The 14,412-nt window shown below is 59.5% G+C and carries 11 protein-coding genes and 2 pseudogenes; 5 read left to right on the forward strand and 8 right to left on the reverse strand.

The features are described 5' to 3' along the window. Positions 1-317: 317 nt before the first annotated feature. On the reverse strand, positions 318-1,343 hold the full coding sequence (gene adhP, locus AB3X95_RS19075; RefSeq protein ID WP_368622376.1) for an alcohol dehydrogenase AdhP: 1,026 nt from the start codon (positions 1,341-1,343) through the stop codon (positions 318-320). A 340-nt stretch (positions 1,344-1,683) separates the two neighbouring features. On the opposite strand from adhP, the pseudogene AB3X95_RS19080 reads away from it, so the two are divergent. After that, positions 1,684-2,563, forward strand: a pseudogene (locus AB3X95_RS19080) (IS30 family transposase); the annotation flags it as partial. Between the two features lie 164 nt (positions 2,564-2,727). Here the strand turns inward: AB3X95_RS19080 and AB3X95_RS19085 are convergent. Continuing rightward, positions 2,728-2,979 (reverse strand): hypothetical protein, encoded by a 252-nt coding sequence (locus tag AB3X95_RS19085; protein WP_368622225.1) that lies wholly within the window; start codon positions 2,977-2,979, stop codon positions 2,728-2,730. A 637-nt stretch (positions 2,980-3,616) separates the two neighbouring features. On the opposite strand from AB3X95_RS19085, the pseudogene AB3X95_RS19090 reads away from it, so the two are divergent. Next, a pseudogene (locus tag AB3X95_RS19090) lies at positions 3,617-4,686 on the forward strand (ABC transporter substrate-binding protein). Between the two features lie 291 nt (positions 4,687-4,977). Here the strand turns inward: AB3X95_RS19090 and AB3X95_RS19095 are convergent. The 4 genes from AB3X95_RS19095 to AB3X95_RS19110 all read right to left on the reverse strand — a co-directional run bounded on the left by AB3X95_RS19095 (position 4,978) and on the right by AB3X95_RS19110 (position 7,577). Then, positions 4,978-5,334, reverse strand: coding sequence for a nitrile hydratase accessory protein (locus AB3X95_RS19095; RefSeq protein WP_176122977.1), 357 nt, complete (start codon positions 5,332-5,334; stop codon positions 4,978-4,980). 35 nt (positions 5,335-5,369) lie between these two features. Continuing rightward, the gene (nthB, locus tag AB3X95_RS19100) at positions 5,370-6,026 is read right to left on the reverse strand and encodes a nitrile hydratase subunit beta (RefSeq protein ID WP_368622226.1); all 657 of its coding nucleotides are present in this window, start codon (positions 6,024-6,026) and stop codon (positions 5,370-5,372) included. Continuing rightward, a complete protein-coding gene (nthA, locus tag AB3X95_RS19105) occupies positions 6,023-6,712 on the reverse strand; it encodes a nitrile hydratase subunit alpha (protein ID WP_368622227.1) in 690 nt (229 codons plus the stop codon). Before nthA ends, nthB begins: the two co-directional genes overlap by 4 nt. A gap of 373 nt (positions 6,713-7,085) precedes the next feature. Beyond that, positions 7,086-7,577: a RidA family protein gene (locus AB3X95_RS19110; RefSeq protein ID WP_368622228.1), complete on the reverse strand. Its 492-nt coding sequence runs from the start codon at positions 7,575-7,577 to the stop codon at positions 7,086-7,088. A gap of 825 nt (positions 7,578-8,402) precedes the next feature. Here AB3X95_RS19110 and AB3X95_RS19115 point away from each other — a divergent pair. After that, positions 8,403-8,765 (forward strand): BON domain-containing protein, encoded by a 363-nt coding sequence (locus tag AB3X95_RS19115; RefSeq protein WP_368622229.1) that lies wholly within the window; start codon positions 8,403-8,405, stop codon positions 8,763-8,765. A gap of 731 nt (positions 8,766-9,496) precedes the next feature. Here AB3X95_RS19115 and AB3X95_RS19120 read toward each other — a convergent pair. Beyond that, the gene (locus AB3X95_RS19120) at positions 9,497-10,276 is read right to left on the reverse strand and encodes an SDR family NAD(P)-dependent oxidoreductase (RefSeq protein WP_176126257.1); all 780 of its coding nucleotides are present in this window, start codon (positions 10,274-10,276) and stop codon (positions 9,497-9,499) included. Positions 10,277-10,483: 207 nt separating this feature from the next. Next, complete coding sequence (locus AB3X95_RS19125) at positions 10,484-11,362, reverse strand: LysR substrate-binding domain-containing protein (protein ID WP_368622230.1); 879 nt, start codon at positions 11,360-11,362, stop codon at positions 10,484-10,486. A 199-nt stretch (positions 11,363-11,561) separates the two neighbouring features. On the opposite strand from AB3X95_RS19125, the gene AB3X95_RS19130 reads away from it, so the two are divergent. Further along, positions 11,562-12,839, forward strand: coding sequence for a ribulose-bisphosphate carboxylase large subunit family protein (locus AB3X95_RS19130; protein ID WP_176126259.1), 1,278 nt, complete (start codon positions 11,562-11,564; stop codon positions 12,837-12,839). A gap of 6 nt (positions 12,840-12,845) precedes the next feature. Then, positions 12,846-14,255 carry a four-carbon acid sugar kinase family protein gene (locus tag AB3X95_RS19135; protein WP_368622231.1) on the forward strand — a complete coding sequence of 470 codons (1,410 nt, stop codon included), beginning with the start codon at positions 12,846-12,848 and terminating at the stop codon, positions 14,253-14,255. The last annotated feature ends 157 nt before the right edge of the window (positions 14,256-14,412 follow it).

Genomic DNA, 14,412 nt, shown 5'->3' on the forward strand with positions numbered 1-14,412 from the left:
GGAAAACCGCCTGGGAAAACTATCGGGGGGCGTCGCGAAAGTCAGTCTTAGTCAAGAAACGACAAGAACAGTTGAAAATCCTCTTCTTTGTCGTCGTGCGGTGTTGCCATCATCAACAAGACGAGCCGCGAGATTTCGCCCAGAGCTTTCCCGGCTCGAACCGGCGGGTCTCGCTGACTGCCGTCCCATACCAGGTCGCCGACAGCTTGTGGGCCTCATCAACGATGACCAGAGCTCACCGGCTGACAGAAAAACCGCGAGGAATGATGCGATGCCCCGCGAAATCGCGGGGCATCGGAAAGCGGGCTGTTAACAGGTCAATCGAACGTCAATACCATCCTGCCGCTGACATTTCCGTTCCGCAGGTCGGTCAAGACCGTGTTGATGTTGTCGAGCCGCTCGCGTTGGATATGGGCGCGGACCTTGCCCTCCGCGGCGAAGTCTAGCGACTCTTGCAGATCGCGTCGCGTTCCCACGATCGAGCCGCGCACAGTGATGCCGTTCAGTACCGTCGAGAAAATAGGCAGTGGAAAATCGCCCGGCGGCAGGCCGTTAAGCGCAACCGTGCCGCCGCGGCGCACCATGCCGAGGGCCTGCGCGAAGGCGCTGCGAGAGACCGCGGTGACGAGCACGCCGTGCACGCCGCCGAGTTCCTTCTGGATGACGGCGGCGGGATCGGTCCTGGATGTGTCGATCGCGAGATGCGCGCCGAGTTCGCGCGCGAGCGCGAGCTTGTCCTCGCTCACGTCGACCGCGACCACGTGAAGTCCCATCGCGATCGCATATTGCACGGCCACGTGGCCGAGACCGCCGATGCCTGAGATCGCCAGCCATTGCCCTGGGCGGGTATCTGTCACGCGGATACCTTTGTAGACCGTGACGCCGGCGCAGAGGATCGGCGCGATTTCGTCGAAGGCGATCTGCTGCGGCAGGTGCCCGACGTAGTTGGGATCGGCGAGCACATATTCGGCGTACGCGCCGTTCACGGAATAGCCGGTGTTCTGTTGGTCATGGCAGAGCGTTTCCCAGCCGCTCTGGCAATGTTCGCAGTAACCGCACGCGGTATACAGCCACGGCACGCCAACCCGGTCGCCTTCCTTGACGTTCGTGACGCCGCTGCCCGCCGCCGCGACGAAACCTACACCTTCGTGGCCGGGGATGAATGGCAGCGTCGGCTTGACGGGCCAGTCGCCGTCGGCAGCGTGCAGGTCCGTGTGACACACGCCGGACGCCTTGATGCTAACCAGAATCTGTCCAGGCCCTGGCGTGGGTACGGGCACTTCTTCGATATGAAGCGGTTCCCCAAAGGCATGCACGACGGCCGCCTTCATCGACTGAGCCATGAGGTTCTCCTGTGGCGTTGGATTGCTGCCAGTATCCGTGGCATATAGCAAAGCGACTTGACGTAGATCAATGGGCGCATCGAAGCGCACAAGTCCGGCACCGTAAGGATGCGTATCTGATGAGCCGGCACCCCGTCATCGCAACCCTCACTACAGGCTGCTGAGTGCCCGCAGGTGCTCCATCGCATCCGTCAAGAGCGACTAGCGCCCACGCGCGGAGGTTCGGAAGGCCGTCCTGCGGTAAGTCGTAGTATCGCCCGCGATCGTCTCATGCTGGCCGGTGGATTCAACCGGTCGATGCAACACAATCGAAGCTGCACGAGCAGCGGGAGTGTTGCAGATGAAGTACAGAACCCGGATCTATTACAGCGAGAGCCAGAAGGCGTTGATGTGGGCGCGCTGGCGTGCAGGCGAGTCGTTGCAGCACATCGCCCAGCTATTTGATCGCAATCTTCGTCGGTACAGGGAATTCTGGCGCAAACTGGAGGAATCCAGCCTGCGCCACGCCGACGATCGAGGCTGGCGCTCACGCTTGCCGAGCGCGAGGAGATTTCGCGAGGTCTCGTCGCGGGCGATTCGATCCAGTCGATCGCCCGAGGACTGTCGCGGTCACTGTCCACGATCTGTCGCGAGATCAAGCGCAACAGTGGGGAGCACGGCTATCGGGCCGGCCATGCCGACCAGCTTGCATGGGATCGGGCGCTGCGCCCGAAGGTCTGCAAACTGGATGGCTCAAACGCGCCTGGCGGGCACCGAGGACTATCACGTGTCGCACGAGACCATCTACCGCAGTCTTTTCATTCAGGCACGCGGTGCCCTGAAGAAAGAGCTGCTGGAGCATTTACGGCGCACCCGGGTCATGCGTCGCTCACGCCATCACACGCAGAAAACGGACGACCACGGCAGGATCCGCGACGCGGTATCAATCAGTGAGCGACCCGCCACTGTGGAGGACCGCGCGGTGCCGGGACACTGGGAAGGCGATCTCCTGTGTGGCAGTGGCGGTAGCCAGATTGCAACGCTTGTAGAGCGTCAAACGCGCTATGTGATGCTGGTGAAGATCGCCAGCAAGGACAGCGAAACGGTGGTCAATGCGCTCATCAGACATGCTGGCAAGCTGCCGCAGGAACTGTATAAATCGCTTACCTGGGGACCGGGGAACAGAGATGGCAAACCACAAGCGGTTCACCATTGCCACCGACATTGCCGTGTACTTCTGTCGCCGACTGCCGCCCGACGGGGTCGGCCGGACCCGACCGACAAGAGACCCTCAGTTTCCCTAATAGCCGTCACTCACCTTTACAGTGCGGTCCTGTGTAATCAACTCGGGTCCTGCGCCTTGATTCATGCGGCGTGACGTGAACGCTGCATCATGTTGGTTTCATCATAGGCGGCGTAGCCGTCGCAACTGGAGTGGCAGACAACGGACCATCAAATGCAATGCCAGCGGAACTAGCACACCGTCGTCCACAATCCCGACGAATGGAACGGCAACATTGAAAGGATCGACCGCGTACAGAGCCACCAGAGCGGTCGCGGGCATCAGCCATCTTGGACGGTCGGGATGCCGCAGCGCATATAAGAGCACGCGCAAATCGTCCCTGACCACCGTCCATAAAAATGCGATTTTTTTCATTCCGACAGCTCCGCGCCCTTCATTTCCTTAGACGGCCGTTTCTCACAGATCACATCCTACTCCTGGATACTTGGTCGGTGATGACCGATAAAAGTCAACCGAACTCGGCCCCTTTTCTTTTGATTGTTGGCGAGCTGCCGGCGCTCAGAAGCCTGGAACGTGGAAACCGCGACATAAGCGAGACTGAAATCAGCAGTGGAAGCACCGACGTTCGCCGGATCGACGTGCGGTTCGATTTCGATGCCTGGATAATCTCACCTTCCACTTCATTCCGGGGGTCAGGGACGTCGAGCGGGGTACTGATCGTTCAGTTCGCGACAATGAATCACTGGTCGGAGCGGACCCGACCTGCAAGATCTGGCGTCGTGAGGTTGAGTTCGCTGTCCCGGATCAACGCTGTTTGCCTGAGGCCAGTCAGTGACGTTGTTCCAGCCTCACAAAAAGGCCTTCCGGAAACATCGTAAACTCAAATATCTCGTCCACAGCGGCGGTTCGGTCAGTTGCCTGGGATATGTTGAAATACCGCGCTTGCCCAGAACAAGCTCGTCGAGGATGCGAACGCAACATGGAACTCGTAGCGATGTACATGAGATCACCTATGCTTCGCCTGCTGGGGGTCGCGACGACTGTCAGCGCAATGGTGATGTACAGCGACGCGCGCGCAACTGGCGATACAGTGACCATCGCAATCATCACGGATTTTTCCGGACTGTATTCCGAAGGTGATGGGCAGGGCGGCCTCGAGGCAATTCGAATGATCATTGCGGATTTCGGAGGCCAGGTCAACGGCAAGCCGATCAAGGTGCTCTATGCGGACCATCAGAACAAGGCCGATATAGCAGCATCGGTCGCGCGGGAATGGATCGACCGCGAGAGTGTCAATGTGATTATCGGCGGGACGAATTCTGCAACCGCGCTTTCCACCAATCAGATTGCCGGAGAAAAGAAGATTCCCTACATCAACGTAGGAGCCGGCTCAGATACGCTGACCAATGAGCAATGCACGCCTTATACGGTCCACTATGCGTACGACACGGCAAGGCGCTTGAGAAGAACGCCTCTGATGTCGTGAAGGCGAATGGCGGCCAAGTGCTGGGATCTGTTCATCATCCGCTCTCCGCGTCGGACTTTTCTTCGTTCCTTCTTCAGGCACAACAATCGAAAGCACAGGTCCTTGGACTCGCGAACGCTGGCGGCGACGCCGTCAATGCAATCAAGGCCGCGAACCAGTTCGGCGTAACGAAAACGATGACGCTGGCCGCGCTGCTTATCTTCATCAACGATATCAACAGTCTGGGTCTCGCGACGGCGCAACATCTCGTGCTGACGGGTAGTTGGTATTGGAACAAGAATGCACAAACACGCAAGTGGTCGCAGCGCTATTTCGCGAAAATGAACAAGATGCCGTCGAGCCTGCAGGCCGCCGACTATTCCGCAACGATGACCTATCTGAAGGCAGTGCGGGCTGTCGGCTCGACCGAACCAGCCGCGGTCATGTCGCAGCTAAAGAAACAAAAGATCGACGACGTGTATGCGCAAGGATATATCCGTGAAGATGGCAGCATGATTCACAATATGTATCTGATGGAGGTGAAGACGCCGGACGAATCGGAGCAGCCGTGGGACTACTGCAAGATCATCGAAACGATTCCTGGTGAACAGGCGTTCGGCAGCAAAGCTGAGTCTCGCTGCGCGTTATGGAAATGAGGCCGTTGGCTCGGGTCGGTCTCGTGCTCGGTAAGCCTTCGTCCGGCGAAACCTCTGCGCCAACCTTGCCGACCGGTTGCGCAATGGTCCCGTCCGGGTTCAGCGGCACGTGACCCGAGACAAATGCTTTTTTTCCTCTAACACGCACCCATTCAAATGGCAACGCATACGTACCTTCGCCGGAATTTGTAGCGGCTGTGGTAACGCCAATCCCATTTTCGCTAACTTCGCTTCGATTCTGGCCATATCTCTCTCCGCACCCATCGCCGCGTCAGGATGGCCGTTTGCCGCTCAGTCGAGTTCGATCGGCCGCCCGTGGGGGGTGCGGCGCGCCGCTACGTCCCATGCGTTTTTCCGCTCTACCAGTGCATCGCGCGTCAGGCAGCCCTTCGCGGTCGCGATTTGTTCGAGCGCGGTCAGCCAATGAACATAGTAGGTGTCGCCGTGGTCCGGATCGCCTTGCGCCTGCGCGTCGCGGATAGCATCGGCGAGTTGAGCCGCCCATTCGGCCCAGGTGAACACGCCGCGCTCATGAAGCGAGAGCGCCATCGCAAAGGCCGCCGCCTCCCAGGGCGCGGAGAAGACGGGGCCGGCATCGTCGCGTGGCAAGCCGGGCAGTGCATCGGGTGACACCGGGGGCGCAGTCATGAAAGTCTTCCTCGATGAGCGAACGCGCAAGTCGTTCAGCACCTGTCCAGATACGGCTCCCAGCAATCGGCGCAAACGGAAGCGGCCGTGGTATCCCGGCCCCACAATTCGACGGCATCGAACCTCACCGTGTACAGCCACTGTGGATCGTCGCCGCGGCCCACCGCGTTCGAATCAGGAAACACATGCGCGCCGTGCACTGCGACGACCCGGCCGCGCTTGCCACGGCAGTAACGCGGCAAGCGGGTGTGCGTTTGCGGGTTGAGCAGTCGCGTACGTACCTCGTCGCCGATGGCAAAACGGGCCGGATGCGGCGGCGTGCGCGTCACGGGGCTCCCGCTAAAGAGCGCCTGGTTGACCTGGTCATGAGCCAGCACGCGTGGCACCGGCGCGGCGGGATGCTGTGATACGCCGGAGTCGATCTCGTCGGGCGTGGCGAGGCCCGAGTTGATCAGAAGCTTGCACAAGCCTGCAAACCAGATCTCGTAATAGCTGCTAGACAGATACTGCGCCGGCGGCAGGCTCTCGCGCGCAGCGCGCGACATATCGAGATTCCATGTGCCCGTCGCACCCATCGCGATCGTCAGCGCGAGCACATGGCGCTCCCAGTCGGCGTGGAAGTAGGGTTCGTCGGCCTCGGGCACGACCGGCCCGAACGACTGCATCCCGCCCAGATCCTGCGCGCCGTTCACGATGAACCTACGTTGGGGATTGTCGCCTGCTGCGCAGGGAGCGGTAAGCCTGTGCCGATCATCGAGTCGCGCGTGACGAGATCGGCGAGTTCGTCTTCGTTCAGCGCGTCGGTGCCGGGCGGACGCATTGGCACCACCAGATAGCGTACCTCGGCCGTCGAATCCCAAACGCGGATCTTGATGTCGTCCGGCAACGCTACGCCAAACTCCTCCAGCGCGCCACGGGGGTCGATCACTGCGCGCGAGCGGTACGGGGCCGACTTGTACCAGACGGGTGGCAAGCCGAGCACGGGCCACGGGTAGCACGAGCACAGCGTGCAGACGACCATGTTGTGTACGCTCGGCGTGTTCTCCAGCGCAACCATGTGCTCGCCCTGACGCCCCGCGAAGCCAAGTGACGCGATGGCGGCTGTCGCATCATCGAGCAGCCAGTGTCGAAATTCCGGATCGCTCCACGCCTTTGCGATGACGCGAGCGCCATTGCGCGGACCCACTTTCGTTTCGTAAGTTTCGATCAGTACGTCGAGCGCTTGCGGATCGACGTAGCCCTTCTCGATCAGAAGCGATTCGAGCGCACGCACACGCAGATCCATGTCGGGCAGTGCGCTGCCCTCATGTCCTTCATGCGCCTGAGGGTGTTGAGTCGCGTGATGCCGCGAAGGGTCATGTACGGGGTCGTGACTCACCTGGATCCCCTTCGAGAATGCGACATTCACAGAGTATGGACGGGCAAGACGTTGAATGCAAACGGCCGACGCGCGGTTTCGGGCAGCACCATCGATCAGTGCGACGCCCACCGGCGTCACTTCCTGTCCGAACTTGATAACGCCCTTCTTATGCGTTGAGGCTCGTAAATGACCGTCGAACTCGACCCCGTGTGAGCCGTACGGACCCGGCAGGCCATCGGCTCGTACCGGACCTGTACCGGTCAATCATACCGAGCACCCAACGTTACGACATGCGGCAGTCGATGCTTACCAGCTCCAATGGTCGCGAGGGCTCGTCCGCGCTGGCTGGAGAGGCCATGGCAAAGAACCTAACGACATAGTGAGACGATCGTCACGGTCCGTCGATCTCGACCTCCGCCTCGCATTCGACGGGCACATTCAAAGGCAACACCATGCCGACTGCCGAGCGAGCGTGTGTCCCGACGTCTGGACCGAATAGGTCAAGGATGAGGTCCGAGAAGCCATTCGCGATACGCGGAGTCTGATCGAAAGCCGGCGCGACATTGATCATCGCGAGAACGCGCAGCCAGGCTGTAATGCGGTCCAAATCGCCGAGCGCCCTCTGGAGACTCGCCAACTGGGCAAGAGCCACGAGGCGTGCTGCCGCATACCCTTCGGCCGGGGACACTTCGGCGCCCACTTTGCCAATGGGTTGCGCTATGGTTCCATCCGCGTTCAGTGGTACATGTCCCGAGACAAACACGCGTTTTCCACTCGCACGCACCCATGCGAACGGCAGTGACATGCGTGCATCAGCTGGCATCTGTAGTGGCTGCGGTAACACCAATCCCATCTCCGCCAACTTTGCTTCAATTTTGGCCATGGCAGTCTCCTGAAGACGTACAGAGCACGTTAGATGCTGGGGATCTACTCTTCAAGCGTTGATGCTCCCTCGGCAAGCGCATGGGACCTGGCGAAGAGCGATTGACTATCTAGCGACTAGCAGGTCGGAAACAAGCGAGATCTCGTGGTGACCGACTGATCACGGCTCCGCAAGCGGCCGGAGTGGTGCCAGCGACCGTTCCGGGGGGCGGTCCCGCAAGTTCGCAAAGGCAGAGGCCGCCGCTGATCGCACGGACGAACGAGCTTACCTTGCCGACCCGTTGCCGCCAATCCAATCGAAGGTGCGCACGTCGGCAATGGTTGCAATAACGGACATTGGTACGGTGACCCACCCTTTATCCCGTCGGTGATCTCGACCGTCGCTCGATCACAAGGCTCCCTAGCCAAAATCGGTAGACGGCAATCGAGTGCCACCTGGTTGTACTGGGCGATCAGTATATTGCTCGCGGCGCGCGCCGCCGAGAGCGTTGAGGCGAACTCCGTCGAAGATCGGCAAGGACAGACCAGGAATCAGGTTAATCTGCTGACTCGCGTGGGTGATCAGATCAGCCAGATGCAGGCGTCGGTGCTAGAGAAATATCTCCCGGCGAGCGAGTTTGCAAACGATCGACAAATGGAGAACAAGCGCCCCAAAGCAAAACAATTGGACCAAAGTCCTATAGTGACGGCCCCTCACCGGAGCTACGCTGCAAGACCAGACGTCGGGGCTGAGCTGTGCGAAGCCGCAAAGAAAGCGGGGTCCCCGCCCCCCGGCACGCGGCTGAGTCCGGGATCGCCGCAAACTATGATAACAGGGGAAGTTCGAATGAAAACACTCCAGATAACCAAGGTCATTAGCAGCGCGCTCGTTGTTCTGGTGTCCTTCAATACATATGCGCAAAGCAGCGACGCGACCGGAGCACAGGGCGCTATGGCCTCGCCAAGCGCCAACGGACAGCCAGTATCCAATCACGCGCTGGAGAAGAATGTGCGTCGTGCCCTATCGAAAACGCAGGGTCTGACTGTCGAGAACATCATCGTGCGGGCACGCAACGGCGCCGTGACGCTAGAAGGTTCGGTGCCCGATGGAGACCAGATCGCTCTGGCCGCGCAGGCGGCTCAAGGCGTATCAGGCGTGAAATCGGTGAAGAACGCATTGACGATCCGTGCTGAAGGAGGGGGGCAGTAATTGAATCCGGCCGGGGCGCCGCCCGGCCGTCCCCCAACACGGGCAGCGTATCTGTCGGATCATCTCGGCGACGGAGTGGCATGAGGGCTTGATAGCTCGCCCGGCAAATTGCTGACTATCGTTCCCGCATGGTAGGGCGGCTCATACCTCATCAGCGGACCTTCGTGAACGGATTGTGAGAGGTTGCTCGTGGCCCGACCGCCGCCCGTGCGGTCGGCCGTACCCGGCCCTGAGCGGACTTCTGATGCCTCGCGGCGGCAATGGCTGCACGCAAAGGGAGGCAGTCGTTCGGTTGGGTACTGGTTAGGGACGGTCGCAGGTCTCCCGTTGTTCAGGGAAAAGGCGGGTAAATTATCAGTTTGATAACTCCGCCCGGCTGTCGAAGGCTTCATCGAGGTGACGCGACAGAAAACGGCGCAATGGAAATGCGGATTCAGCACTACAATCTGGACGATGAAGCGCGAACTGAACTGCTAGCGTATCTAGTGGTTGCTCAACTCATCGCGCGAGCAACCACGGGGCAATGGCTTGAAGCAGCGCATGTCTGCGAATCTGTACTGCCGAGACCTCCTATGCCGATGCAGTCAGGAAGCTGGGCCCTGATAAATGCATCAGAAACTGACCGAAGGTAACCAGGTCTATGCATACCGATCGCGCACTTGTTTAGCACGCAATCGGCGTCGCTATCTGTTACTTGCCGCGGTTGCTGTAGGGTGGCCTACCAATGCCGTTTAAACCGCGCCTGCTCCCCATGCGAGAAAGCCACCGTCCACCGGAAGCACGATCCCGTTGGTATATCCCGCTTCCTCAGACGCCAAATAGCAGACGGCCGCGGCGATTTCCGATGTGGTGCCGTAGCGCTTCATCGGAATCGCATTTGAGTATTCAGCGCGGAACTCTTCGCTATGGAGCGCCTTGGTCATCGGCGTATCAACTGGACCCGGCGCGATTGCGTTAGCAGTGATGCCGTAGTCACAGAGTTCCACCGCCATCTGCCGCGTTAAAGCGATGACAGCCCCTTTCGACGTGCCGTAGGCCGTGCGTCCTTTACCGACCGCTCGCATGCCTGCCACCGAAGCGATGTTGATTATGCGGCCCCAGCGGTTCTTAACCATCAGACGCGCGGCATGTTGGGAGCATAAAAACGCGCCAGTTACATTGACCTGCATCGTTTTGAGAAATGCGTCGAGCGGATAGTCCATGAATGGCACCAGCTTGGCAATGCCGGCGCCGTTCACCAAAACGTCGCAACGCCCATGCGTCTTGTCGATCACATCGAATGCAGCAGCAATCGATTCGGCGCTTGAAACGTCTATCTCAGTAGCCGAAACTGACAGGCCCGCGCGGTAGAGGCCTGACGCTGTTTCTTCTGCCGCGCTCTTGTTGATATCGGCAAGAACGACGTGATAGCCTCGTCTTGCAAGCTGTTCTGCCGAATCTGCACCGATGCCCATCGCGCCGCCCGTGACCACGGCTACGCGACTTGTGCCGTTCTGCTTCGTCTGCTCCACGTTGTCTCCTTCAGTGTAAGACCGCTGCGCGGCTTCGCGTGCGATGCCTTGGAGCGGATCAAATTACGGCGCCGCGCGCCATCTCGTGTGCAAATTATTGGAGCCTTAACTGGCAAGGTCAAAGGATAATAAAGCTGGCGACTGTGAGAAAAAGTCACACACCGCAGAAACTGATTTCGCATGCCGGCAAGCAAGCCGATGCATGCTTCATGTCTCCGTTTCACGCAACTCGTTCCTCAGCCATTCCACCAAGGCGACGGTCTTCGGCTGATTCTCAGCATGAGGAGCAACCCACAGCACGAGGCTCACAGGGCCTGGCACAAAGCCGAACGGCGCGACGAGACCAGCCGAATCCAGTTCGTCCCGGACGAGCATTCTCGGCACTGCTGCGACTCCCAAACCGCACTTGGCGGCCTGAATCTGAAGATAGAAATGATCGAACGATTCAGCGATCTCAGGCGGGTTTTCCAGCACAGTCGAGCTCGCCTTGTACCAGTCGGCCCACGCGGACGGTCGCGTATTGGTTGCTAGAAGCCGCACACGCTGCAGGTCGCTCGGTTTTTTGATCCGGTTTGTGCGCATGTACTCGGGCGAGCACACTGCGCCGATCCATTCCTCAATCACCGGAACCGGGCTGACGCCTTTCGGTACCGGGATGGAGGAAAGCCGTATCGCCACCGTTATCTTGTCTCGGGTAAAGTCGATTTCGCCGTGACCTGTGTTGAAACTCAGCTCGAGCGATGGGATCGCATTTTTCAGCTTCGAGAGGCGCGGCAGCAGCCAGTACATCATGATCGACGCCGAGCATGAGAGCGTCAGCGGCCCCGGCTTGAGCTGATCGACGGTCTTTTGTATAAGGTTGAACGCCACGCTCAGGCCTTCGGCCATCTGCGCCCCTTCGGGCGTCGGCTCGGTCAAGTGCGCATTGCGCGACAGCAGTAGGACACCCAGCTGATCTTCAAGTGCACGGATATGTCTGCTGACCGCACCATGAGTCACGGAGAGTTCTTCGGCGGCGGCACCGAAGCTTCTCAGGCGGGCTGTGGCTTCAAAGGCGCGCAACGCATTCAATGAGAGGCGAGGCACATGAGCTCCTATGGGCCCGCGGCCCACTGCTTATGAAAGTGGCCTATTGTGAGTTTTTCGCTCGGCGTCGAGAAATCATATCGTTTGATGTCGCAAGTCGTCAAAACTATATTCGTCTCATCCCCGGCTTAAGCGCAGGCCTCCCCAGTAAATCCATGCGCCTCAACTTAGCTCGAATACCCAGGACGAAGAGTCAAACATGGTCGAAATCTCCCATCAAAGAGCGGAATTTACCGCGCGTTATTTCGTCGAAAGCGCAGTGCCGATTGCAAAAGCCGCAGAAGTCATTGCGGGCGAACAGTCTAGCGGAACGTTTCTTTCGCTCCCGGGAGAGACTGATGCCCTGAAGAATCGCGCGCGTGCTCGCGTAGTGAAGGTGGATTCGCACCCCCCCGTTCTCGAGCCGTCGCTGCGCAGTGCTCACGTCGAACGGAAGGGGGCTTCGAGTGTCTATTATCGAGGCGAAATAGAGATCGCCTTTCCGGTGAACAACGTGGGCGCCAATCTGCCCACCCTTTTATCCACGGTCGCTGGCAACCTGTTTGAGTTAGGGGAAGTGACAGGGCTGCGGCTGCTTGACGTCGATCTGCCAGCGATGTACGCAGCACAGTTCCCCGGCCCTCAATTCGGTATTGGCGGAACCCGTGAGTTCGCGAAGGTCTACGACAGACCAATGATCGGAACGATCGTCAAGCCAAGCATTGGCTTGCTTCCGGAACAGACGGCTGAAATCGTCGATAGTCTTTGCGCCGCAGAGATCGACTTCATCAAGGATGACGAACTTCTCGCTGACCCCACGTACGCCAGCTTCGATCAACGCCTCGCAGCCGTCATGCCGGTCTTGCATCGACACGCCGACCGCATGGGTCGCATGCCGATGTACGCGATCAATATCTCCGGCACAATCGACGAGATGCTCCACCGACACGATGCGGTTCTGCGGGCCGGCGGTACGTGCGTGATGGTGTCCATTAACTGGGTAGGCTTTGCTGGCGTCGAGCATCTTCGAACGCATGCCCAATTACCTATCCACGGCCACCGCAACGGCTGGGGTGCGCTCACACGCTGTCCGGAACTCGGGTTCTCCTTTCAGGCGTTTCAGAAGTTGTGGCGACTTGCCGGAGTAGATCATCTGCACGTCAACGGCATTCGCAGCAAATTCTGGGAGTCAGATACATCCGTCATCGATTCGGCCCGTGCCTGCCTGGCACCGTTCGCGGGTGTGCAGCCGTTGATGCCAGTTTTTTCATCGGGCCAGTGGGCGTCTCAAGCCCCTGACCTGTATGCCCAGCTGGGCTCCGTGGACCTGATGCATCTGGCCGGCGGCGGAATTATCGGACATCCGCATGGAATCGCCGCGGGTGTTGCCAGTATGCGAGAAGGGTGGGAAGCAGCGGTCGAAGGAGTAGATCTGAAAACCTTCGCGGAGTCCCGACCTGCGCTGCGTGCTGCGCTGTCTCACTTCCAATCGGCGTAATCCAGGATGAGTGCAAAAGCTGAACAATCCGACGCGGCATTGCGGCTGGCTTTCTACGGCGACGACTTTACCGGGTCGACTGACGCTCTGGAAGTCCTGGCGTTCGCGGGGCTGCGGTGCGCCCTTTTCTTGAAAGCGCCTTCGTCCGAAAAACTATCGCAACTCGGCGGATTTGACGCTATCGGTGTCGCAGGTGACAGTCGAGGGATGAGTCCGTCCGAAATGGACGAGTCTCTTCCGTCCGTATTCGGTGCTCTACGCGACCTGAATGCCCCGATTCTTCACTACAAAGTGTGTTCAACCTTCGATAGCGGCCCGACGATAGGAAGCATCGGAAAAGCGTTGGAGATAGCCCGCGCTGGAATCACGAGTACGCCAGTTCCGATTGTTGCCGGCACTCCAGCATTAAAACGCTACTGCGCCTTTGGCAACCTGTTTGCCCGATCCGGTACCGATAACAAGACTTATCGAATCGATCGCCATCCGATTATGAGTGTCCATCCTGTCACACCGATGATGGAAGGAGATCTTCTGCGTCATCTGGCGCTGCAGACAGACCTGCCTCTCTCCGGGATTTTCCTGCCCAGTCTGGAAGGCGCCCGCGAAGAAATAGACCGGGCGTGGTCGGAAGCAACTTCAACCGGCGACGTGGGAATCTTGCTCGATACAGTGACTCCACGTCATCTGACCGAAGTCGGTCGCCTTCTTGACAGGTACGCTACGACCGTCGGCCCTATCTTTACCATTGGCTCGTCTGGCGTCGAATATGCGATGACGCAATGGTGGCGGGAGCTCGGCAATCTTCCCGATACGCGGCGATCTTACGACCGTATCGCGCCCACGAGTCAAATTCTTGCGATGTCTGGGAGTGCCTCACCGCTGTCTGCCGAACAGATTGACACGGCGATCGCGGCAGGCTTCGCCGAGATTGCCATCGACGCAAAAGCGCTTGTGCGGGAAGACTCTTGGCAGCAAACAGCTGCAGATATCGTCGGACGCACGATTGCGCTGGTCAGCGAAGGGCGCAGTGTCATCACGCATACTGCGCGTGGCCCGCGCGATACGCGCATCGCCGCAATGCTTGAGTGCTTTACCGCCGACGGACTGACCGAGGACGACGCTCGGCATCAAGGCGGGCGATTGCTGGGCCAACGGCTTGGCGCAGTCGCGAATGCTGTCCTCGAGGCCACTCATTTGCGCCGCCTGGTTCTCTCAGGCGGCGATACGTCGAGTCAAGTCACACAGGTTCTTGGGCCCGATGCACTTGAGATTGACGGCCGCCTCGCTGCGGGCGCGCCGCTGTGCCGGGTGCTTTCCGATAAGCCTCATTTGCAAGACCTGCAGCTTGCCCTGAAAGGCGGCCAGATGGGCGACGAGAACTTCTTTGTCATCGCCCGGGATGGCACCACAACATAATCGCCGCGTCCCGCGGCGCAGCGACACTTTCTTCACGCCGCAAAGTAGATGCTGACGGGATCCGCGCCCTAAAGCGCGTTCCCGTTTGGTCAATCAAACACGCCGGACACCGGCCCGACGGTTCGGCGATTGCGACCAGGAGGGCCGTGGACACGGA

The organism is Paraburkholderia sp. BR13444, from assembly GCF_040948755.1.
Lineage (GTDB): Bacteria > Pseudomonadota > Gammaproteobacteria > Burkholderiales > Burkholderiaceae > Paraburkholderia > Paraburkholderia youngii.